Source organism: Pseudooceanicola marinus, from assembly GCF_020177265.1.
GTDB classification, from domain to species: Bacteria; Pseudomonadota; Alphaproteobacteria; order Rhodobacterales; family Rhodobacteraceae; genus Pseudooceanicola; species Pseudooceanicola marinus_A.
Map to the genome: position 1 here is coordinate 40,763 of NZ_JAIVMC010000002.1, position 16,804 is coordinate 57,566.

The 16,804-nt window shown below is 62.5% G+C and carries 10 protein-coding genes; 7 read left to right on the forward strand and 3 right to left on the reverse strand.

Annotated features, from left to right (window positions below):
* Positions 1-47 precede the first annotated feature (47 nt).
* The 4 genes from LC066_RS04635 to LC066_RS04650 are packed head-to-tail and all read left to right on the forward strand — an operon-like array spanning position 48 to position 5,720.
* Positions 48-725, forward strand: coding sequence for a hypothetical protein (locus LC066_RS04635; RefSeq protein WP_224896796.1), 678 nt, complete (start codon positions 48-50; stop codon positions 723-725).
* On the forward strand, positions 722-2,875 hold the full coding sequence (locus LC066_RS04640) for a hypothetical protein (RefSeq protein ID WP_224896797.1): 2,154 nt from the start codon (positions 722-724) through the stop codon (positions 2,873-2,875). The genes LC066_RS04635 and LC066_RS04640 overlap by 4 nt, the downstream gene beginning before the upstream one ends.
* The gene (locus tag LC066_RS04645; protein ID WP_224896799.1) at positions 2,872-3,849 is read left to right on the forward strand and encodes a TniB family NTP-binding protein; all 978 of its coding nucleotides are present in this window, start codon (positions 2,872-2,874) and stop codon (positions 3,847-3,849) included. The genes LC066_RS04640 and LC066_RS04645 overlap by 4 nt, the downstream gene beginning before the upstream one ends.
* The gene (locus LC066_RS04650) at positions 3,846-5,720 is read left to right on the forward strand and encodes a TniQ family protein (RefSeq protein WP_224896801.1); all 1,875 of its coding nucleotides are present in this window, start codon (positions 3,846-3,848) and stop codon (positions 5,718-5,720) included. Before LC066_RS04645 ends, LC066_RS04650 begins: the two co-directional genes overlap by 4 nt.
* A gap of 326 nt (positions 5,721-6,046) precedes the next feature.
* Here the strand turns inward: LC066_RS04650 and LC066_RS04655 are convergent, their stop codons facing one another.
* The 3 genes from LC066_RS04655 to LC066_RS04665 form a co-directional block, all read right to left on the reverse strand.
* Positions 6,047-7,141, reverse strand: coding sequence for a topoisomerase II (locus LC066_RS04655; RefSeq protein ID WP_224896803.1), 1,095 nt, complete (start codon positions 7,139-7,141; stop codon positions 6,047-6,049).
* Between the two features lie 1,195 nt (positions 7,142-8,336).
* Positions 8,337-9,113 carry a DeoR/GlpR family DNA-binding transcription regulator gene (locus LC066_RS04660; protein WP_222476326.1) on the reverse strand — a complete coding sequence of 259 codons (777 nt, stop codon included), beginning with the start codon at positions 9,111-9,113 and terminating at the stop codon, positions 8,337-8,339.
* Positions 9,114-9,227: 114 nt separating this feature from the next.
* Positions 9,228-12,425: an autotransporter domain-containing protein gene (locus LC066_RS04665; RefSeq protein ID WP_224896805.1), complete on the reverse strand. Its 3,198-nt coding sequence runs from the start codon at positions 12,423-12,425 to the stop codon at positions 9,228-9,230.
* 332 nt (positions 12,426-12,757) lie between these two features.
* Here LC066_RS04665 and LC066_RS04670 point away from each other — a divergent pair, with 332 nt between their 5' ends.
* The 3 genes from LC066_RS04670 (at position 12,758) to gor (ending at position 16,803) form a co-directional block, all read left to right on the forward strand.
* Positions 12,758-14,386, forward strand: a complete 1,629-nt coding sequence (locus tag LC066_RS04670) for an acyl-CoA synthetase (protein WP_224896807.1) — start codon at positions 12,758-12,760, stop codon at positions 14,384-14,386.
* 137 nt (positions 14,387-14,523) lie between these two features.
* Entirely contained in the window at positions 14,524-15,312 is a 789-nt protein-coding gene (gene rpiA / locus LC066_RS04675) for a ribose-5-phosphate isomerase RpiA (protein WP_224896809.1), read from the forward strand.
* A gap of 102 nt (positions 15,313-15,414) precedes the next feature.
* On the forward strand, positions 15,415-16,803 hold the full coding sequence (gene gor / locus LC066_RS04680; protein ID WP_224896811.1) for a glutathione-disulfide reductase: 1,389 nt from the start codon (positions 15,415-15,417) through the stop codon (positions 16,801-16,803).
* Position 16,804 lies beyond the last annotated feature (1 nt).

Consider the following 16,804-nt stretch of genomic DNA (forward strand, 5'->3'; position numbering starts at 1 on the left):
TCACCGTGGTCAGTATGACCCACGGGCGATCCCGCACACTGAAAAACATGGAAAAAGAAATCTTCGTGGCCCCCCGGGCCAGCCGTTCGACGCGGAACCTTTCGGAACGCTCCAAGGCGCGAACCTATGTAGAGACAGGCGCTTTCCGACCTTATGGCGGTGAGAGCCAGAAAGTGAAATTCGATAGCCTTGGCGAGTTCGACGCTTTTGCCACGACCACCGCCATCTATCGTGTCGCCGACATGGTAGAGCAACCTCCAGCCATCGAGTACGTCGACGCAGAGGGGCGACCCAGACGCAAGGTGATCGACCAGCTTTATACCTTTGCTGATGGCACCAAGGTCGCCGCCGAGGTGAAACCTGCGGCACGCGCCATGGCCCAGAACCTTGAAGAGCAGCTGAGCTTTGTGGCGGCGGCCATGCCGCCAGAGTTCGCCGAGACCTTGGTTCTGATCACCGAGGAAAATTACGACCAGTGGGAAGCCCTGAATGCGCGCCGCCTCTTGGCGTACAGGCGTGAAGACGATCCGGAAGCCGCGTCTATCATTGCAGGCTTGGCGGCCGAGCTTGAGCTGCCGGTTACCATCCGCGATCTGATCGCGCGGGCTGCCATCGGGGGGAGGGCATGGCCTGAGGTCTTCAAGGCGATCTATGCTGGCGTACTGCGGCCGCTTGAGGACGGCATCATCGACCTCGAGATGCTGGTCGAAGGAGGCTCGAAATGAACGAGATCATTCGCTTAGAGCCATACTCGCAAATCCGACATGGGGGCATAGCCAGCTTGGTCGTCGACCAGGGGCCTTTGGGGGTTACCGTCACGCGCGAAGTTGATGGCAATGTTGCTTTTGATGAGCTGACCTATGATGAGATCAACGATGGCCTGAAGACCGGTCATATCATTGTACAGGACGGCTACCACAGCGAGGAGGCGGCGCGACAGCGCACCAAGTTCGGAGAGCAGGTCGTCTCCCAGTTGCCGCGCAAGCAACGCGGGAAGGTATTCTTCCGGCAGACGTGGTGCGATTTCTTTCTAGATGCCGAGGCGCGCGAAGAAATCGGACGGGATTGGAGGGCCGTCGACGCTTGGATTCTCAAGGTCGCCCCGCAGATAGAGAAGCATATCCCTCAACCCGAAGGGCCTGCCCAGAAACGCAAGTATTGCGGCAAGAAACGATCGCGGAACGAAATCGACCCGCCAAGCTCGTCGGCCCTATTGCGATGGGTGCGAAAGTACCAGGATGCAGGGCGTTCCGTTCTGGCGCTTATCGATAAGAGGCACTTGGCCGGTCGTACAAAGGTGAAATTCGGCCCAGAGAGTGCGGCACTGCTGCGGAAGTGCGCAGATCGTTATGCCAGCTTCAAACGGCCGTCCAAGAAAAGTGTCATTCGGCAGGCAAAGCGGGCGTTTCGGCTGGCCAATGCCTTTCGGGTAGACCGCGGCCTACCGGCTTTGGAAGTGCCGTCCGATAGTACCATCTACAGGGAGATCAACCGTCTCGAGCCCTATTACGTCATGTGCCAGCGCCAGGGGCTGGAGGCGGCCAACAGGCATTTTGCAATCATCGGAGAGGGCCTCAACGTCCTGCGTCCCGGAGAGCGGCTGGAGGTTGATGAGTGGAAGGTCGATCTGATCACCTTTTTCGCGGAAGCCGGCGTGTTCGGGCATCTGACCGAAGAACAGATCAAGACGTTGCCGAAGGGGCGACGCTGGATCTACGTGGTGATCGATGTCCGAACGCGGCTGATCCTCTCGGTGAAGGTATGTGCTGCCCCCAACACTGAAGACGCTATTGCCGCGTTGGACCTTGCCACGCGCGACAAGTCTGAGTTGGCAAAGCTCTTCGGGTGCAAACTGCCCTATTGGCCGGGGACTGGGTTCGAGACCGTTGCCTCTGACCAAGGCGTTGCCTTTGCGAACTTCGACTTCCGAGCTGCTGTGACTGACCTGCGAGGTACGGTCATGTTTCCTCCCGCGGGCGTGCCCAAGTTGCGTGGGCATGTCGAACGGTGTTTCCGGACCTTCGGTGTGGACCTGATGCAGTGCCTGAGTGCGCGCACATATTCGAACATCGTCGAAAAGGGCGACTTCGAACCTGAAGACTATGCGGCGCTTGCCGACGACGAGCTGACACGGATCCTGGTGCGCTTCGTTGTCGACGTGTACAACAACAAGCCACATGGAGGCCTTGGTGGACAGACGCCGCTGAAATGTTGGCGGGAGCTGTGCTCAACGGTCGGGAAACCCCGGCAGCCGGGCCGGTTCGAGCGGTTGGGTGCGTTCGGCCGGAAGTATGCCCGGACGATTTCCGGGCGCGGTGTTCGATTTGCAGGTATCTTCTATACCTGCCAGGCGGTGGAGGACTACTTCCTCTCCAACCCTGATCTCGAAGTCGAAATCCGGGTAGATCATGAAGACTTGGGGCTGATTGAGGTTCACCTTGATGGTGTATGGGTCGTAGCGCGCACCCGCGCAAAGGGGTTCGACGGCCTGTCTCTGGATCTTTGGACGGAGGCCTGCACCAACCTGCGACGGCGTTTCGAGGCAGAGGCGGAGCTGACGCAAGATGTCATTGATCAGGCACTTGCCGATTTTTCGGACGAGGATCGTGCAGCCTCGCAACGGCTTGGTATTTCCGCTCTCGCGCCGACACGGGCCGACGTCGAGCGCAATCGGAAACAGCTTTGGCTTGGTCTGGATGTCGTTGCCGGACACTCTCCTGCGGTTTCCAGAAAGAAGCGTGGGCTGCTGTCCGGCGTGATCCCCAAGGCTGAGAACGCGCCTCCGGCAACCCTGACCGTTCTTCCATCGGAAGAGGACGTGGCCAGTACCCCTTCCTCCCAACGGCCGCGGTGGCGCATGGAGGAGGGTGAATGACCCACATTTCACGTGAGGAGGTCAGCCACATCGTGGCTGACCTTGAAAGCCGCTTCATCGCTCACGACGCCTATCTTGACCTCCAGGATCAGATCGATGACATCTTTTATCGCCGTAAGGCGCACATGGCCGCCGGACGGATGCCCGCGGAACGGGGCATCGTTGTTATCGGGAATGCCGGGGCTGGTAAGACGGTCAGCACCAAGCATGCTTTGGAGCAGCATCCCCAAATTTCGTATGGGTCGCCCCTGCGAGAAGCTCTGACCGTTCGGCTTGAGACCGGCGCAACGATCAAAGGGGTTGGCGTCGATACTCTCGATGCCTTTGGATACGAGAGTAAGAGCGAGCGAAACGCGCATTCCATCTGGCAGCAGGTGATGCGCCAAGCCCGCGCGCATAAGACCTTGTTCTTTCACTTCGATGAGGCTCAGCACATCCTGAGATCCAAGTCGAAGCATGATCTGGACCAAGTCATGCTCGTGTGGAAATCCTGTCTGGAATATGCCACCTGGCCTGTCAGCCTGATCTTGAGTGGGACCTGCGAGCTCCTGGACCTGATCAATCGGGATGATCAGCTAAAGCGACGGTTTGAGCCCGTGCATTTCGCTCCAATGACATACGCCGCGCATGGCCATGAGGTCGTCGGGGTGCTGGAAGCCTATCTCTCGGCAGCGAAGCTAGGACGAGGGCAGTCTTTTCAGGCCGCGTCCTCCGTTCAGCGTCTGCTGCATGCTTCCCGGTACGAGTTCGGACTGACGACGCGACTGATCATCGAAGCCATCAAGATCGCGTTGCTTGAGGGGAGTGCGTCGGTGGAACAAGCGCACTTTGCGACCGCCTATCGCAAGCAGAAAGGCTGTGTGGACGCATTGAACCCCTTCATCGTGGAGAACTTCCGCGCCATCAACACCGGGCAGCTGTTGGGCGGCGCGGACCTCGAGGCGCCGCCAGTCAAGACGAGGGGCGCGGCATGATCCGTCGCTTACCAATCTTGGTAGCGTTGGTGCCGGGGGAAACCCCGGCCTCCTTCGCGTCACGGCTGGCCTGGGCAAATGGCCTGTCTTTCGCATCGGAGTTTTGTGCTGATCAGGGTTTTGCGCTGCAATCTCTTGCTGATGGCGAGGAGCGCGCGCTGTCCATCCTTGCGCAGCTTGGTGGTGTCGACTGCGCCGAGCTTTTGCGAGGGCTCGTGACCAAGGCCTCGACCGGTCAGTACCTGGTCGCCGGGCAACTTGTTGAGAAACGGTGGATCACACGTAGGCGGCTGAGATTTTGCCCGAAATGCGTGGCTGAAGACATTGCGACGTCATCGGCGGCTGGTGCCGCCCAACGGTGCGTTTGGCACATCCCTTCGATCCGGGTCTGCCCGCAGCATGGATGCAGGCTCCACGAGGACGACAGCTATTCGCATAGCCGGGGTCCACACGACTTTGCGGGCCGCATTCGCGACTTGGGGCTTGAACCTGAGCAATTGGAACAACTGGTCGTTCCTCAGGCGCCGACCGGTCTGGAAAGTTATCTGGCTCGCAGAATGGCAGGTGAACGCCAGGACCGCTGGCTAGATGATCTGGGCTTCGGTGCCGTAGCACTCGGTGCCGAGATCCTGGGTATCGTAGACCTCTTCGGGGTGGGGGCGAAGCCGAAGTTCTTGTCGGAAGGCGACAAGAGCCAGGCAGGTGCGCGAGGCTTTGAAATCTTGTCGCGAGGTGAGCGCGGGCTGCGAGATTTGCTCGAGGCTATCCATCGTGACGCTGGGTCGCCGGTCTCCATGTCCCGCCGGCACTATGGCTGCCTGTTCAACTGGCTGGAGCAGTCACACGCGGATCAATATGAACCCTTAAGAGCCATCGTGCGGGATTTCATGGCGGAGACGTACCCCATCGGTGAGGGGGACATGCTCTTCGGCGCGCCTTGTGCCGCTCGGCGTGTCTACAATGTCGAGGCTCTGCGACGTGATCTGGGTCTGGGATATCGTCAAACGTTGGAGCTGTTGCAGGCCAACGGCTTCCTGACTTCTGGTGGGGATGTCGGCAAGGGCGCGCTTCTCGATGCGCGGGCGCTGAAGCCGATCGTCGAGCGCTTCTCCGGGGCCATTTGCCAGGTTGCTGCGCAAAGAAGGGTCAATGCTCCCAGAGCTCAGTTCGATGCACTCGTTGCGGGCGGTATCTTGTCACCGATTGCCGGATCGCCCGCCGGGCGTCCCTATTATGACGAAGGCCAGCTTGATGCTTTCCTCGCTAGCATCAAACCTCGCGTCGAACTGGGCGAAGGGGACGGTGGTGCGGAGCGCCTGGCCGGGATTCAGACGACCTGTCGGAAAGCCGTCGCAGGCGCGGCTGACGTCGTTCGCTTGATCCAGAAGGGGGCGCTGAAAACTGTCGCCAAGTCATCTGAGGAAAGCGGCTACCTGTCTGTGCGGCTGGACCCACAAGAGGTTGCCGAGGCGATGCGTCTGCTCAAGCCAGAAGGGTACCTTCGGTCCACGCTCGCGCGTTATCTGGGGATCAATGAATCCGCCGTCCGGTATTTGGTGGAGGCGGGCCACCTGACGCAAGTTCGGGCACGGCACCCGCACTCACGGAAGTCGATCAAGGTTGTGACCTACGAATCCGTCGATCGTTTCCTGGAGCGATATGTCCCCTGCAAACATCTTGCTGAATTCGAAGGGGAAGGCACGCGGAGTGTCGGTGATCAACTCGAAGCAATCGGGTTGAAGCCGCTTCCATTGTCACCAGCGGGTAGGGGGCGTGTGTTCCTACGCGCTGACGTGCCGTTGGGTCTGCGGGAGCGAGGCAATCGCTTGCGATCTCTCAAGCACGACCACATCGCTTGGCCCGACGTGTGATGCAAGGTTTGCTTTATGGAGTGAACGGCGTTCGGCCCCTCTACGTCAACTCCGCAAGACCCGGCATGATGCCCGTCAGGCATCTACACAACGGGCGTTTACGGTACCTTCGCTGCGCCTAGGGCGAATGGAAGGAACGCGCAGGACGGGGCGATCTTAGCACGGCCTTGGATGGCGAGAGATTGATGTCGCCGATGTGATTGCGAAGTACTGTTTCATTAGCACGGAGAAGCAAAACTCGAAGAAGACCTCAGGAAAGCGCTAAGTGCCACGACATCGTTCACTTTGCTCCCCGCGTGGTGCAAATCTCCGCGCCACTGCAGCTTCTACAAAAACTCCTCAATAAGACTGAATTCTAGCTGGGTCACTTGGTTGCCCCCCTCAAGATATACCGACATCTCGTCAAATATTTTGCTCGTGTCAGAAAGCTGATCATCTGTGTATATAAGAGTTGTGATCCTGTGCTTTCTAAAGTAGTCGCGCAATTTCCCAGCTTCTTTTTCAAAGTTCTTCAGCGCTTCTGCATTTATCTCTTTTTGCGACTTCTTAGCTGTGCTCGCAATGAGGCCATGCGTCGACCACGGTGACATTTCGAAGCCGACTTTTTCTAGAGTCACAGGGTCAATAACACAGAAATCGAGCCTATACTTGTGCTTCTTCTCTTTGCCTCGGTAACGAAGCTCTGGAATCAAGAGGGGGACATCTTCCGGTTTCTTCTGCGATTTGACGTAGTCACAGTAGAGCGCTGCAATCTCTCTTTCATATTTGGATCCAGAGGGTCGCACTAGCACTTTGGTGAAAAAGTTGAGGTAGTCCTCTACGTTGCCGAAAGTGATTGGCGCGGGGTCTCCCTGAACTACCAACCCCGTGGTAAGAACGTGACCGATCGTCCAGTACAGATTGGGAAAGTGTCTGATTTCACTTCTGTCGTTTTCCCATTCTCCATTTTTATTGAATCTCGGCGTTATAAGGATTCCGTAGTCACTATTGTTTTGACCTATCCAAATTTCAGAGTCTGATGCAGAGGGCCGGGTCCGGACAAGTTCATCATAATGACGCAAGAACGACCTCTGCAGAAAGAGAAGGAAGTATTTCTTTGTCGCCTTGGTGTTGGTTAAAGTATGATGGTTAGACTTCAGGGTTGTGGCGCTGAAAGGCGTGCCTCCAGCGGTCCAGCCGTCATTTTCTCGAGCCTTCTTGAAACCACTCAAATATTCAGAGACATATTCATCTGCCGACTTTATCACCTTTTCCTTTAAGTCAATGAACGTGGCGGCCTTGCCTCCGATCAAAGCGTTGAATGACTGCTGATTGTCATATCCGCTATCTTTGGAGACGCGCGGCCATAGTGCAGCCAAATCGGAAGTAATTTCCCTGTCTCGTCTGTTGCGCGCAGTTTTGTTCGGGTCTCTTTTGGCCAATCTAGACGCTCCTATCGACTTCCACATGCAACTTGTCGGGTGACGCTCGGTTGCGCAAGTGGAATATCGCTGTTAGATTTGCGGCGGGTATCCTGGCGCTGCGCAGGGTGCGAGGGGCTGATTTGAGCTGGTGTTTGCAGCTCTCAACAGCCTTACCTTTTGCCGAGTGCCAAGGCCAATATACCGCACGGAGAGGCGATGATAATTCCGATGGCTGGCATGGCCGAGATCGAGGGGGCTGAGAGGCATAGCCTTATCCATTTGACATCTTGGGAGCGAGCCGTCTGCATCCTTGAGCAAGGACGCATTCACGGAAGCCCGGGCTTCCGTGCTTCGTCCACAGAGGCCTATCCGCACTTTCTGATGGCGGGATGGCATAACGTTAACTGGCTACCCGTACCCCACGAGGTCACGCTTTACTTCCGCTGTCGTCTACCGGCGCGGCATCGGGGGGAGGGAAACCTGGTGCCCGAGCCTGGTTGGCTGGAAGTCTTTTCAATCCAGGGCACGCCTTGGCAGTGTTCACTGCATCCGGACAGTCCTGCGCTTGAGTTGGATTCCGTCAGGCCAGTTGGACCACCCGTTCGACCATTGTGGATGCTATCGAAAGAAGGGCGCGAGGAGAAGCGTCTCAGTACGCGCTGATACAAGGCACTGGCCTAGCGGCAGAAGTGTAGAAATGGCGTTCTAATACGCGCTGCCTTCGCATGATTTGGTTATCTGTATATGTAAATATAATGCCTTCCGACGCTCAACTGTTGGGGAATCTTCTATCAAATCTGCTCCAAGCATAATCGATTTAAGGCTCGCTTGAATGGCCACTTCTGACTTTTTTGCGGCTCCCACGCCGCAGTGGCCGAAACGCTCTCGTATCTAGTCTGGCATTTTCTGTTGAGGCGCTGCGGGGAACCTATGTGGAGTATTGCGTATCTTCCTTATCGGCGCACGCAAATTAACGTGATAAACGCGCGTTCCATGTGGCAGAGGGAGCGAAGTCGACTGTGAAGGTCATTCATTATGAAATTTTATAGCAAAAAGCTGTTCCGCAGAGACCGTTCAGCATTGAAAAGAAAAGGTTTCTTATATGCTGGTGGGTCATGTCGCGTGGCACGCCACACCCCGCTTTGAACTAATCAAGAAGGCCCCGCTGGCAACTGCCGCGGGGCCTTTCAATTTCGACGGCGGGAGCTCGGCTTCAGACGGTTTCGACGTCGACGCCACAGGCCGCGGCGCGGCTGGCAATCGGGGCTGGGGGCGGGGCGTCCGAGATCAGCAGATCGACGTCCCGCAGGCTGCCCAGCTGGACCAGCCCGCGGTGGCCGAACTTGCTGCTGTCCACCGCCAGCAGCACGCGGGCCGACTGGCGGATGGCGGCGCGGACGGTCTCGACCTCGGCGCTGTCGTCGTCGCCCAGATCGCCCTCGTCATCCACGCCCGAAACCGACAGGATGCCCAGGTCGAACTTGAACCCGGCGATGAAACTGTCAGCCTGGCCCTGAAAGACGCCGCCGTCGACCTGGCGGACGAAACCGCCGGGGATGGCGATGGTGAAATCCGTGGTCTCGCGCAGGTAGGCGGCGATGCGCAGGCTGTAGCTGACCACGCGCAGGTTGCGTCGGGCCAGCAGGGCGCGGGCGATGGCCTCGCAGGTGGTGCCGGTGTCGAGGAAGATCGAGGCGCCGTCGGGCACCAGGCCTGCGACGTGGCGCGCGATCCGCTCCTTCGCCTCGGCGTTGCGGATGCGGCGCCGGCGCAGCTCCTCGGGGCCGACGGCATCGGCGATCATGGCGCCGCCGTGTAGGCGACGCAGGCGGCCCTGCTTCTCCAGCTCCATGATGTCGCGGCGCGCGGTCTGGGTGGTGACCGAGAACCGCCGTGCGACCTCCTCCAGCGAGACATGCCGCTGCCGGGCCAGCTGCTCCATCAGCAGTTCCTGCCGCTGGGTTTTCTTGTCTGATCCTGTGCCGTCCATCGTATCCGTCTTTGCCCGCGCTGCGCCCCGCCTGTGTACAGGGGCGCGGTTCGATCTTGCAACAAAAGGCCGCGGCGTTGCCGCCGCGGCCCGGTCGTTCAGGGAAGGGGCGCGTCAGAAGCGCAGGCCGACCCCGGCGGTCACCGCGTTGGCGCTGCCCTGGTCGCCGAAGCGGCCCTGGTAGCCGACCGACAGGCTGGCGGTGTCGCTGATCGCGATGGCCGCGCTCAGGCCCAGGGTCACCACGTCCTCGGCCAGGCCGGTGCCTTCCACGTGGAAGGTGTCGCCGCCGGCGAAGGCCATGTCGGCGCTGCCCAGTTCACCATCCATGACGTGGCGCCAGGACAGCTCGCCGCCCAGCGTGGTGCCCTGACCCAGGGCGCGCTCGGCGCGCAGGCCCAGCTCGGCCAGGCTGGCGGAGGCGCCGATGCCACGCAGCGCCAGGGCCGCGTCGCCGCCCGTCTCGGCGCCGGTGCCGCCATCGACCTCGATATGCGACAGGCCGGCGAAGGGGGTCAGGCGGGTGCCGCCCAGCTCCAGCTCATGGGACAGCTCGGCGAAGACCTGGGTTGTGTCGGCCGTGTAGCCGCCGCGCAGGACCTCGGTCGTGCCCGCGTAGTCCGCGCCGCGCCAGACCGACACGTCGCTGCGAGTGTAGAGCAGGCCGCCGGTCAGGGCCGTCTGGCCGAACCGCTGACCTGCCACCAGGCCGAAGTGGGTGTCGTCGCTGTCGGCCTTGCCGGCCAGACCATCGAGGCTGGCCTCGGAGCTGCCGAAACCGGCCATCACGCCCAGGGTCAGGCCGTTTTCCAGCATGCCGTTGACGCCCAGAAGGGTGCCGGTGGCGCTGCGGTCCAGGTCGCGCAGGTCGCCGGTGCCGTCAACCTCGGCATCCTCGCCGTAGCCCTTCAGCCAGAAGCCGGTGGTGCCCGGTGCCAGGTCTAGCGCGGCGTCCAGCTGCGTGCCGGCGATGCCGCCGACCAGGGCGCTTTGACCCGCCAGGGCCCCGGCGGAGGCGGCGTACAGTTCCCCCGACAGGCTGTTGAAGGCGGCGGAGGCAGTGGCCTCGCCCAGCATCACCACGCTGTTGTAAAGCGTATTGCCGTAGCCCAGGCTTTCGATCCCGCCAGCGGCGGCGCGACCGTTGGCCGTGTCGGCCACGCTGTCGAAGGCGGTGTCGTTGCGGGCCAGTTGCAGGGTCAGGGCGTTGCTGCCGTAGGCGAGATCGGCATCGAGGAAGGCCAGGGTGGAATTGACCTGATCGAAGGTGCCCGTCAGCCCGCCATCGGCGGTCAGGATCTGCATCGACAGCTCGGGCGCGTAGTTCAGGCCCTCACCGATCACCAGGGCGGTGCCGCCCAGGATATCGACCTGGCCTGTCACCGCAACCGTGTCGGCATTGCCGTCCTCGTCCGTCTCCACCTCGAAGGTGGAGCCGCTGGCGAAGGTCAGATCGCCATCGACGGTCAGCGCGCCGATGCTGTTGCCCGCGCCGAAGGTGCCGCCCGACAGGACGGAGACCGAGCCGGTGGTGCCGTTGCCGCCCAGGTGGGCGCCGTTCATGACCGTGGTCAGCGAGGAACTGGCGGTGGAGCCGTTGACGACCAGCGTGCCGGCCTCGACATCGGTGGTGCCGGTGTAGCTGTTGTCGCCCGACAGGATCAGCGTGCCCGCGCCGCGCTTGGCCAGGGCGCCGGTGCCGGTGATCTCTCCCTCGGCATCGACCGCGCCCTCGGCATCGCGGATCTCGATCCAACCGCCGGTGCCTTCCAGAGACACGTCGCGCGACAGGCTCTGCATGGCGGTGCCGCGCACGGCCAGGCCGCCGTTCGACAGGCGCAGGGTGGCGTCCGCGCCGCCCATGGCCGCGTCTTCCTCGACCAGGACGGTCCCGCCCGAGGTCACCAGCGTCTCGTCGATGAAGCTGTGATCGTCGATGCAGTAATCCGCGATGGCCTGGGCCAGGCGCGGGTCGTCGCTGGTGCAATCCAGCAGGGTTTTCTTCTCGGCCTCGGTCAGCCCGGTCAGGGTCGGGTTGCCGTTGTCGTCGGCGACCTGGCCCAGGTAGACGTCGGTGCGCATGTTGTTGCGGGTCAGGAAGAACTCGTTGCCTTCCGAGAAGGTGGTGGCCTCGTCGCTCCAGACCAGGCGGGTGCGTTCGTCTTCGGTGCCTTCGTTTTCATGCTCCAGCTTCGGACCGACCCAGCGGAAGTCATGGGCCACGACCTCGTGGTCGGTGAAGGCGGTGCCATTGGGCAGGACGTCGGTCTGGTCCAGGGTGCCGGTGTAGGCGTCGGCGGGGTCATCGGTGATGACGAACCACTTGCCGAAGGGGCGCGAGGCGATGAAGTGGTCGATGCGCACGCGGTCCCAGCTGGGCCAAGTGTTGGTGGGGTCTTCCTCGGCCGAAGGCCAGGAGACGGAGCCGTCGCCCAACTCATGCGGGGCGAAATGTTCACGCTCGGCCTCGGTCTGCAACAGGATGAAGTTGCGCTTGAGGTAGTTCATCGTGACCGGGGTGTTGTTTTCCACCGGGTACATCTCATCCGCGAACAGGTCGTCGGGGATCTGGTCGAGGCTGAGGCTCTCACCGTCATGGGCGTCGATGAAATCGGCCATGGCGTCGGGATCGACGGCGTATTCCTCCAGCAGGGTGCCGTAGAAGCTGTTGTGGCTGCGCAGGTAGTTTTGCAGGATCAACTTTTGCTGCGAGGCGCGGTGGAGGCCACGTTCGGAAACGTCACCGGCGTTCCAGTCGCCGGTCAGGATGACGGGGCGGTTCGTCGACAGGGCCCATTCGGTGATGCCATGCGCCTCGTTCAGGCGGGTGGCCGCGGGGTCGCGGTAGTCGAGGTGCAGCGAGCCGATGACGGTCTCGGGAGCGCCACCGCCGAGCTGGGCGTGCTGATAGGCCACCGCGTCGCCCAGGGTGTTGGTGTCGAAGTCGCCGCCGACCCGGCTGAGGATGCCGCTGTCGCCCTGGCGGATGAATTCGTACTCGCCCAGGCCCGCGTCGCGCAGGATCTTCTGCAGGCCGGTCGGGTAGGCATCGCTGCGCAGTTCCTGCAGGGCGATGACGTCATAGTCGCCGTTGATGAACAGCGGCGCCAGGTCGTCCAGGTCGTTGCGGAACTGGTCGTTCCAGGTGTTCATCGTCAGCACGCGGATGGTGCCGGCGGGGGTGGCGTCCTGCGCCTGAAGGGCGGCGGGGGCGGCCAGCAGGCCGACGGCCGCGACACCACCCAGAAGCGCGGCGCGCAGCCCGGTCGTCAGACCGGCGCGGCGCGAAAGGGGAAGGGGAGAGAGAGGCATGAAGATGTCCCTGAAGTTGACTGGCAGACAGAAATGAGTCGGTGCAACCGCACCCGTCGCCCCTCATGACAGCTGCATATGTAAGTTTTCTTACATTTTGTAATTTTGATAACATTTCTGTCGGATCGCGGCCCGCCAGAGCTTCGGGGCCGGACGCTCAGGGGGGCAGGGGCGCCGCGCCTGCCGGCGTCTCCCTCCGCGATCCGTCGCCGGTTTTGACGCTAACCTGTTGGCAAGGTCGGCCTCTGTCTGGCTATATCGGCTCAGAGGTCTGCCCGGGGGCCGATGCGCCAGCCGGCGCCGGTGGAGAGGGGCAGGCACCGGAGGAGACTATGAACACGATTTTCGACGTGGATCTGGACGCTTGCGCGGCGAACCATGCCCCGCTGACCCCGATCACCTTCCTGGACCGCAGCGCGCGGGTCTATCCTGACCGCATCGCGCTGGTGCACGGCGACCGCCGCCAGGACTGGGCCGAAACCTACGCCCGCTGCCGCCGCCTGGGATCCGCCCTGGCCGGTCGCGGCCTGGGGCGTGGCGACACGGTGGCGGTGATCGCCGCCAATATCCCCGAGCTGTTCGAGGCCCACTTTGGCGTGCCGATGATCGGCGCCGTGCTGAACGCCATCAACACCCGGCTGGACGCCGAGGCCATCGCCTTCATCCTCGACCACGGTGAGGCGAAGGTGCTGATGGTCGACCCCGAGTTTGCGCCTGTCGCGGCGGAGGCGGTGGCGATGTGCCATCGCAGTGACCTGCTGATCGTCGACATCGAGGACCCGCTGCATGGCCCGGCCGATCCCATCGGCGCGCTGACCTACGAGGCCCTGCTGGCCGAGGGGGATCCAACCTTCGCCTGGGCGCCGCCGGGCGACGAATGGGATGCGATCACGCTGAACTACACCTCCGGCACCACGGGCAACCCCAAGGGCGTCGTCTATCACCATCGCGGCGCACATCTGAACGCCCTGGCGCAGATCCATTCCTGGGACATGCCGACCCATTCGGTCTACCTCTGGACGCTGCCGATGTTCCATTGCAACGGCTGGTGCTTCCCCTGGGCGATGGCGGCCAATGCCGGCACCTCCGTCTGCCTGCGCCATGTCCGGGCCGAGCCGATCTTCGAGCTGATCGCGCAGGAGAAGGTCACCCATTTCTGCGGCGCGCCGATCGTGCTGAACATGCTGGCCCAGAACCCGGAGCTGAAGCAGTTTGACCACGAGGTGAAGGTGATGACCGCCGGTGCCTCGCCGCCTGCCGCCGTGATCCAGGCGATGGAGGCCATGGGCGTGGAGGTCACCCATGTCTACGGGCTGACCGAGGTCTACGGCCCCGCGCTGATCTGTGCCTGGAAAGGCGAATGGGACAGCCTGCCGCCCGACCAGCGGGCGAAGATGAAGGCGCGCCAGGGTGTGGGCAACATCGCCCTGAACGAGATCATGGTGGCCGATCCCGAAAGCCTGGCACCGGTGCCCCAGGACGGCCAGACCATCGGGGAGATCTTCCTGAAGGGCCATATCGTCATGCGCGGCTACCTGAAGAACCCCAAGGCCACGGCCGAGGCCTTCCGCGGCGGCTGGTTCGCCACAGGCGACCTGGGGGTGATGCACCCCGACGGCTATGTGGAACTGAAAGACCGGTTGAAGGACATCATCATCTCGGGCGGCGAAAACATCTCCTCGGTGGAGATCGAGGAGGTGCTCTATCGCCACCCGGCGGTGCTGGAGGCGGCGGTGGTCGCCCGGCCGGATGAGAAATGGGGCGAGACCCCCTGCGCCTTCGTCGACCTGAAGCCGAGCCTTGACGTGGATGCCGCCGACATCATCGCCTATTGCCGCGATCACATGGCGCATTTCAAGGCGCCCAAGACGGTGGTCTTCGGGCCACTTCCCAAGACCTCGACCGGCAAGATCCAGAAGTTCCAGCTGCGCGACCGTGCGAAGGCGCTGCCCGTCGGCTGACGTGGCGGAACCGTCTGGGCTCCGCCGCGGCGCGATAGGCGCGCGGCGGGCCCTTTTCCTCGCTCACGGGGCAGAATCCCCCCTCGCATCCGCGCCCCCAACTTCCTATAAGCGGGACAAACAGCGGGAGACGCAGGATGAGCGGAGAGCTTTCCCCCATCGACAAGGCCAAGTTCGTGGCCGCGAAGAGGGCCACCGATTTCGTCGAGGACGGCATGCGTGTCGGCCTGGGCACCGGCAGCACGGCCGCCTGGATGGTGAAATGCCTGGGCGAACGGGTGCGCAAGGAAGGCCTGAAGATCACCGGCGTGCCCACCTCGACCCGCACCGCGGACCTGGCGCGGAGCCTCGGCATCAAGGTGGTGTCTCTGGAAGAGGCGAAGTGGCTGGACCTGACCATCGACGGCGCCGACGAGATCGACGGCGACCTGAACCTGATCAAGGGCGGCGGCGGCGCGCATCTGCAGGAAAAGGTTGTGGCCACGGCCAGCGACCGCATGGTGGTCATCGCCGATGCCGCCAAGGAGGTGGAGACGCTGGGCGCCTTCCCCCTGCCGATCGAGGTGATCCGCTTCGGCTGGCGCACCACCCAGGCGCTGGTGGAAGAGATGCTGATCTCGATGGACGTGCTTGGCCGTGACGTGACCCTGCGGATGCAGGGCGATGCGCCCTTCATCTCCGACGAGGGGAACTACATCCTCGACCTGCACCTGAACCGCATCGGCAACCCGCGCGAACTGGCGCTGGTGCTGAATCAGGTTCCGGGCGTGGTTGAAAATGGCCTTTTCATCGATATCTGCGATACGGTGGTGATCGGCCACGGCGACGGCCGGATCGAGACCCGCGATATCAACAATGGTACCACCGAGGACACGCGCCTCGATTTCGTGGAAGAGGACAACCTGTTCAAGGATCTCTCCGACTGACATTTCCCAGCCGCAGCGGGCCGCCCGGCCCGCCGCGCCCCGGGTCCGGCTGTCCTCCCCCGGCCGCCAGGGGCGTGCGGTACAACGCAAGGACAACGGCCCATGGCATCCGATACCCCCTCGACCTTCGACTATGACCTCTTCGTGATCGGCGCCGGATCGGGCGGCGTGCGCGCGGCCCGCGTGGCCGCCGGCGAAGCGGGCGCCAAGGTCGCCATCGCCGAGGAAAGCCGCTATGGCGGCACCTGCGTGATCCGGGGCTGCGTGCCGAAGAAGCTGATGGTCTTCGCCAGCGGCTACGGCACCATGGCGGCCGAGGCCCAGGCCTATGGCTGGGACATCACCGAAAACGGCTTCGACTGGGGCGTCTTCAAGCCGAAGCTGGAGGCCGAGTTGGACCGCCTGGAAGGCATCTACCAGAAGCTGCTGGATGGCTCGGGCGTCGACAAGTTCGATCAGCGCGCCACCCTGGCCGATGCCCATACCGTGCGTCTGGCCGACGGCACCACCAAGACCGCCAAGACGATCCTGATCGCCACCGGCGGCCGCCCGGTGAAGCCCGAGATCCCGGGCGCCGAGCTGGGGATCACGTCGAACGACATCTTCCATGTGGATGAGCTGCCCAAGCGGATCCTGATCGTCGGCGGTGGCTATATCGGCTGCGAATTTGCCGGTGTTCTCAACGGGCTGGGCAGCCATGTGACCCAGTACTACCGCGGCCTGCAGGTGCTGCGCGGCTTCGACGAGGAAGCCCGGACCCTGATCGCGGACGAGATGAAGATCGCCGGCATCGACCTGAAGACCGGCATCGACGTCGAGAAGCTGGAGAAGACCGGCGACGGCATCCTGGTGCATGACACCCTCGGCGGCACTGCCACCTTCGACCAGGTGCTGTTTGCCACCGGGCGCGCGCCCAACACCGAAGGGCTGGGCCTGGAAGAGGCGGGCGTGACGCTGGGCAAGAAGGGCGAGGTCGTGGTGGACGAGTTCAGCCACACCGGCGTGCCCTCGATCTGGGCCATCGGTGACGTGACCGACCGGGTACAGCTGACCCCCGTCGCGATCCGCGAAGGCATGGCCTTCGTCGAGACGGTGTTCAAGGGCAACCCGACGAAGCCGGACCATGAGCTGATCCCCACGGCGATCTTCACCCAGCCCGAGATGGGCACCATCGGCCTTTCCGAGGAAGAGGCGCGGGACACGGTGAAGGAACCGCTGGAAATCTACGCCACGTCCTTCAAGCCGATGCAGCAGAGCTTCGCCGGCGGTGCCGCGCAGAAGATCCTGATGAAGCTGATCGTCGGCGCCCACAGCCGCACTGTCCTGGGCTGTCACATCGTCGGCCCCTCGGCGGGCGAGATGATCCAGATGGCCGGCATCGCCGTAAAGATGGGGGCCACCAAGGAAGATTTCGACCGCACCGTGGCGGTGCACCCGACCGCGGCGGAAGAGATGGTGACCATGCGCAACCCGGTCCGTACCCTCAGCTGAG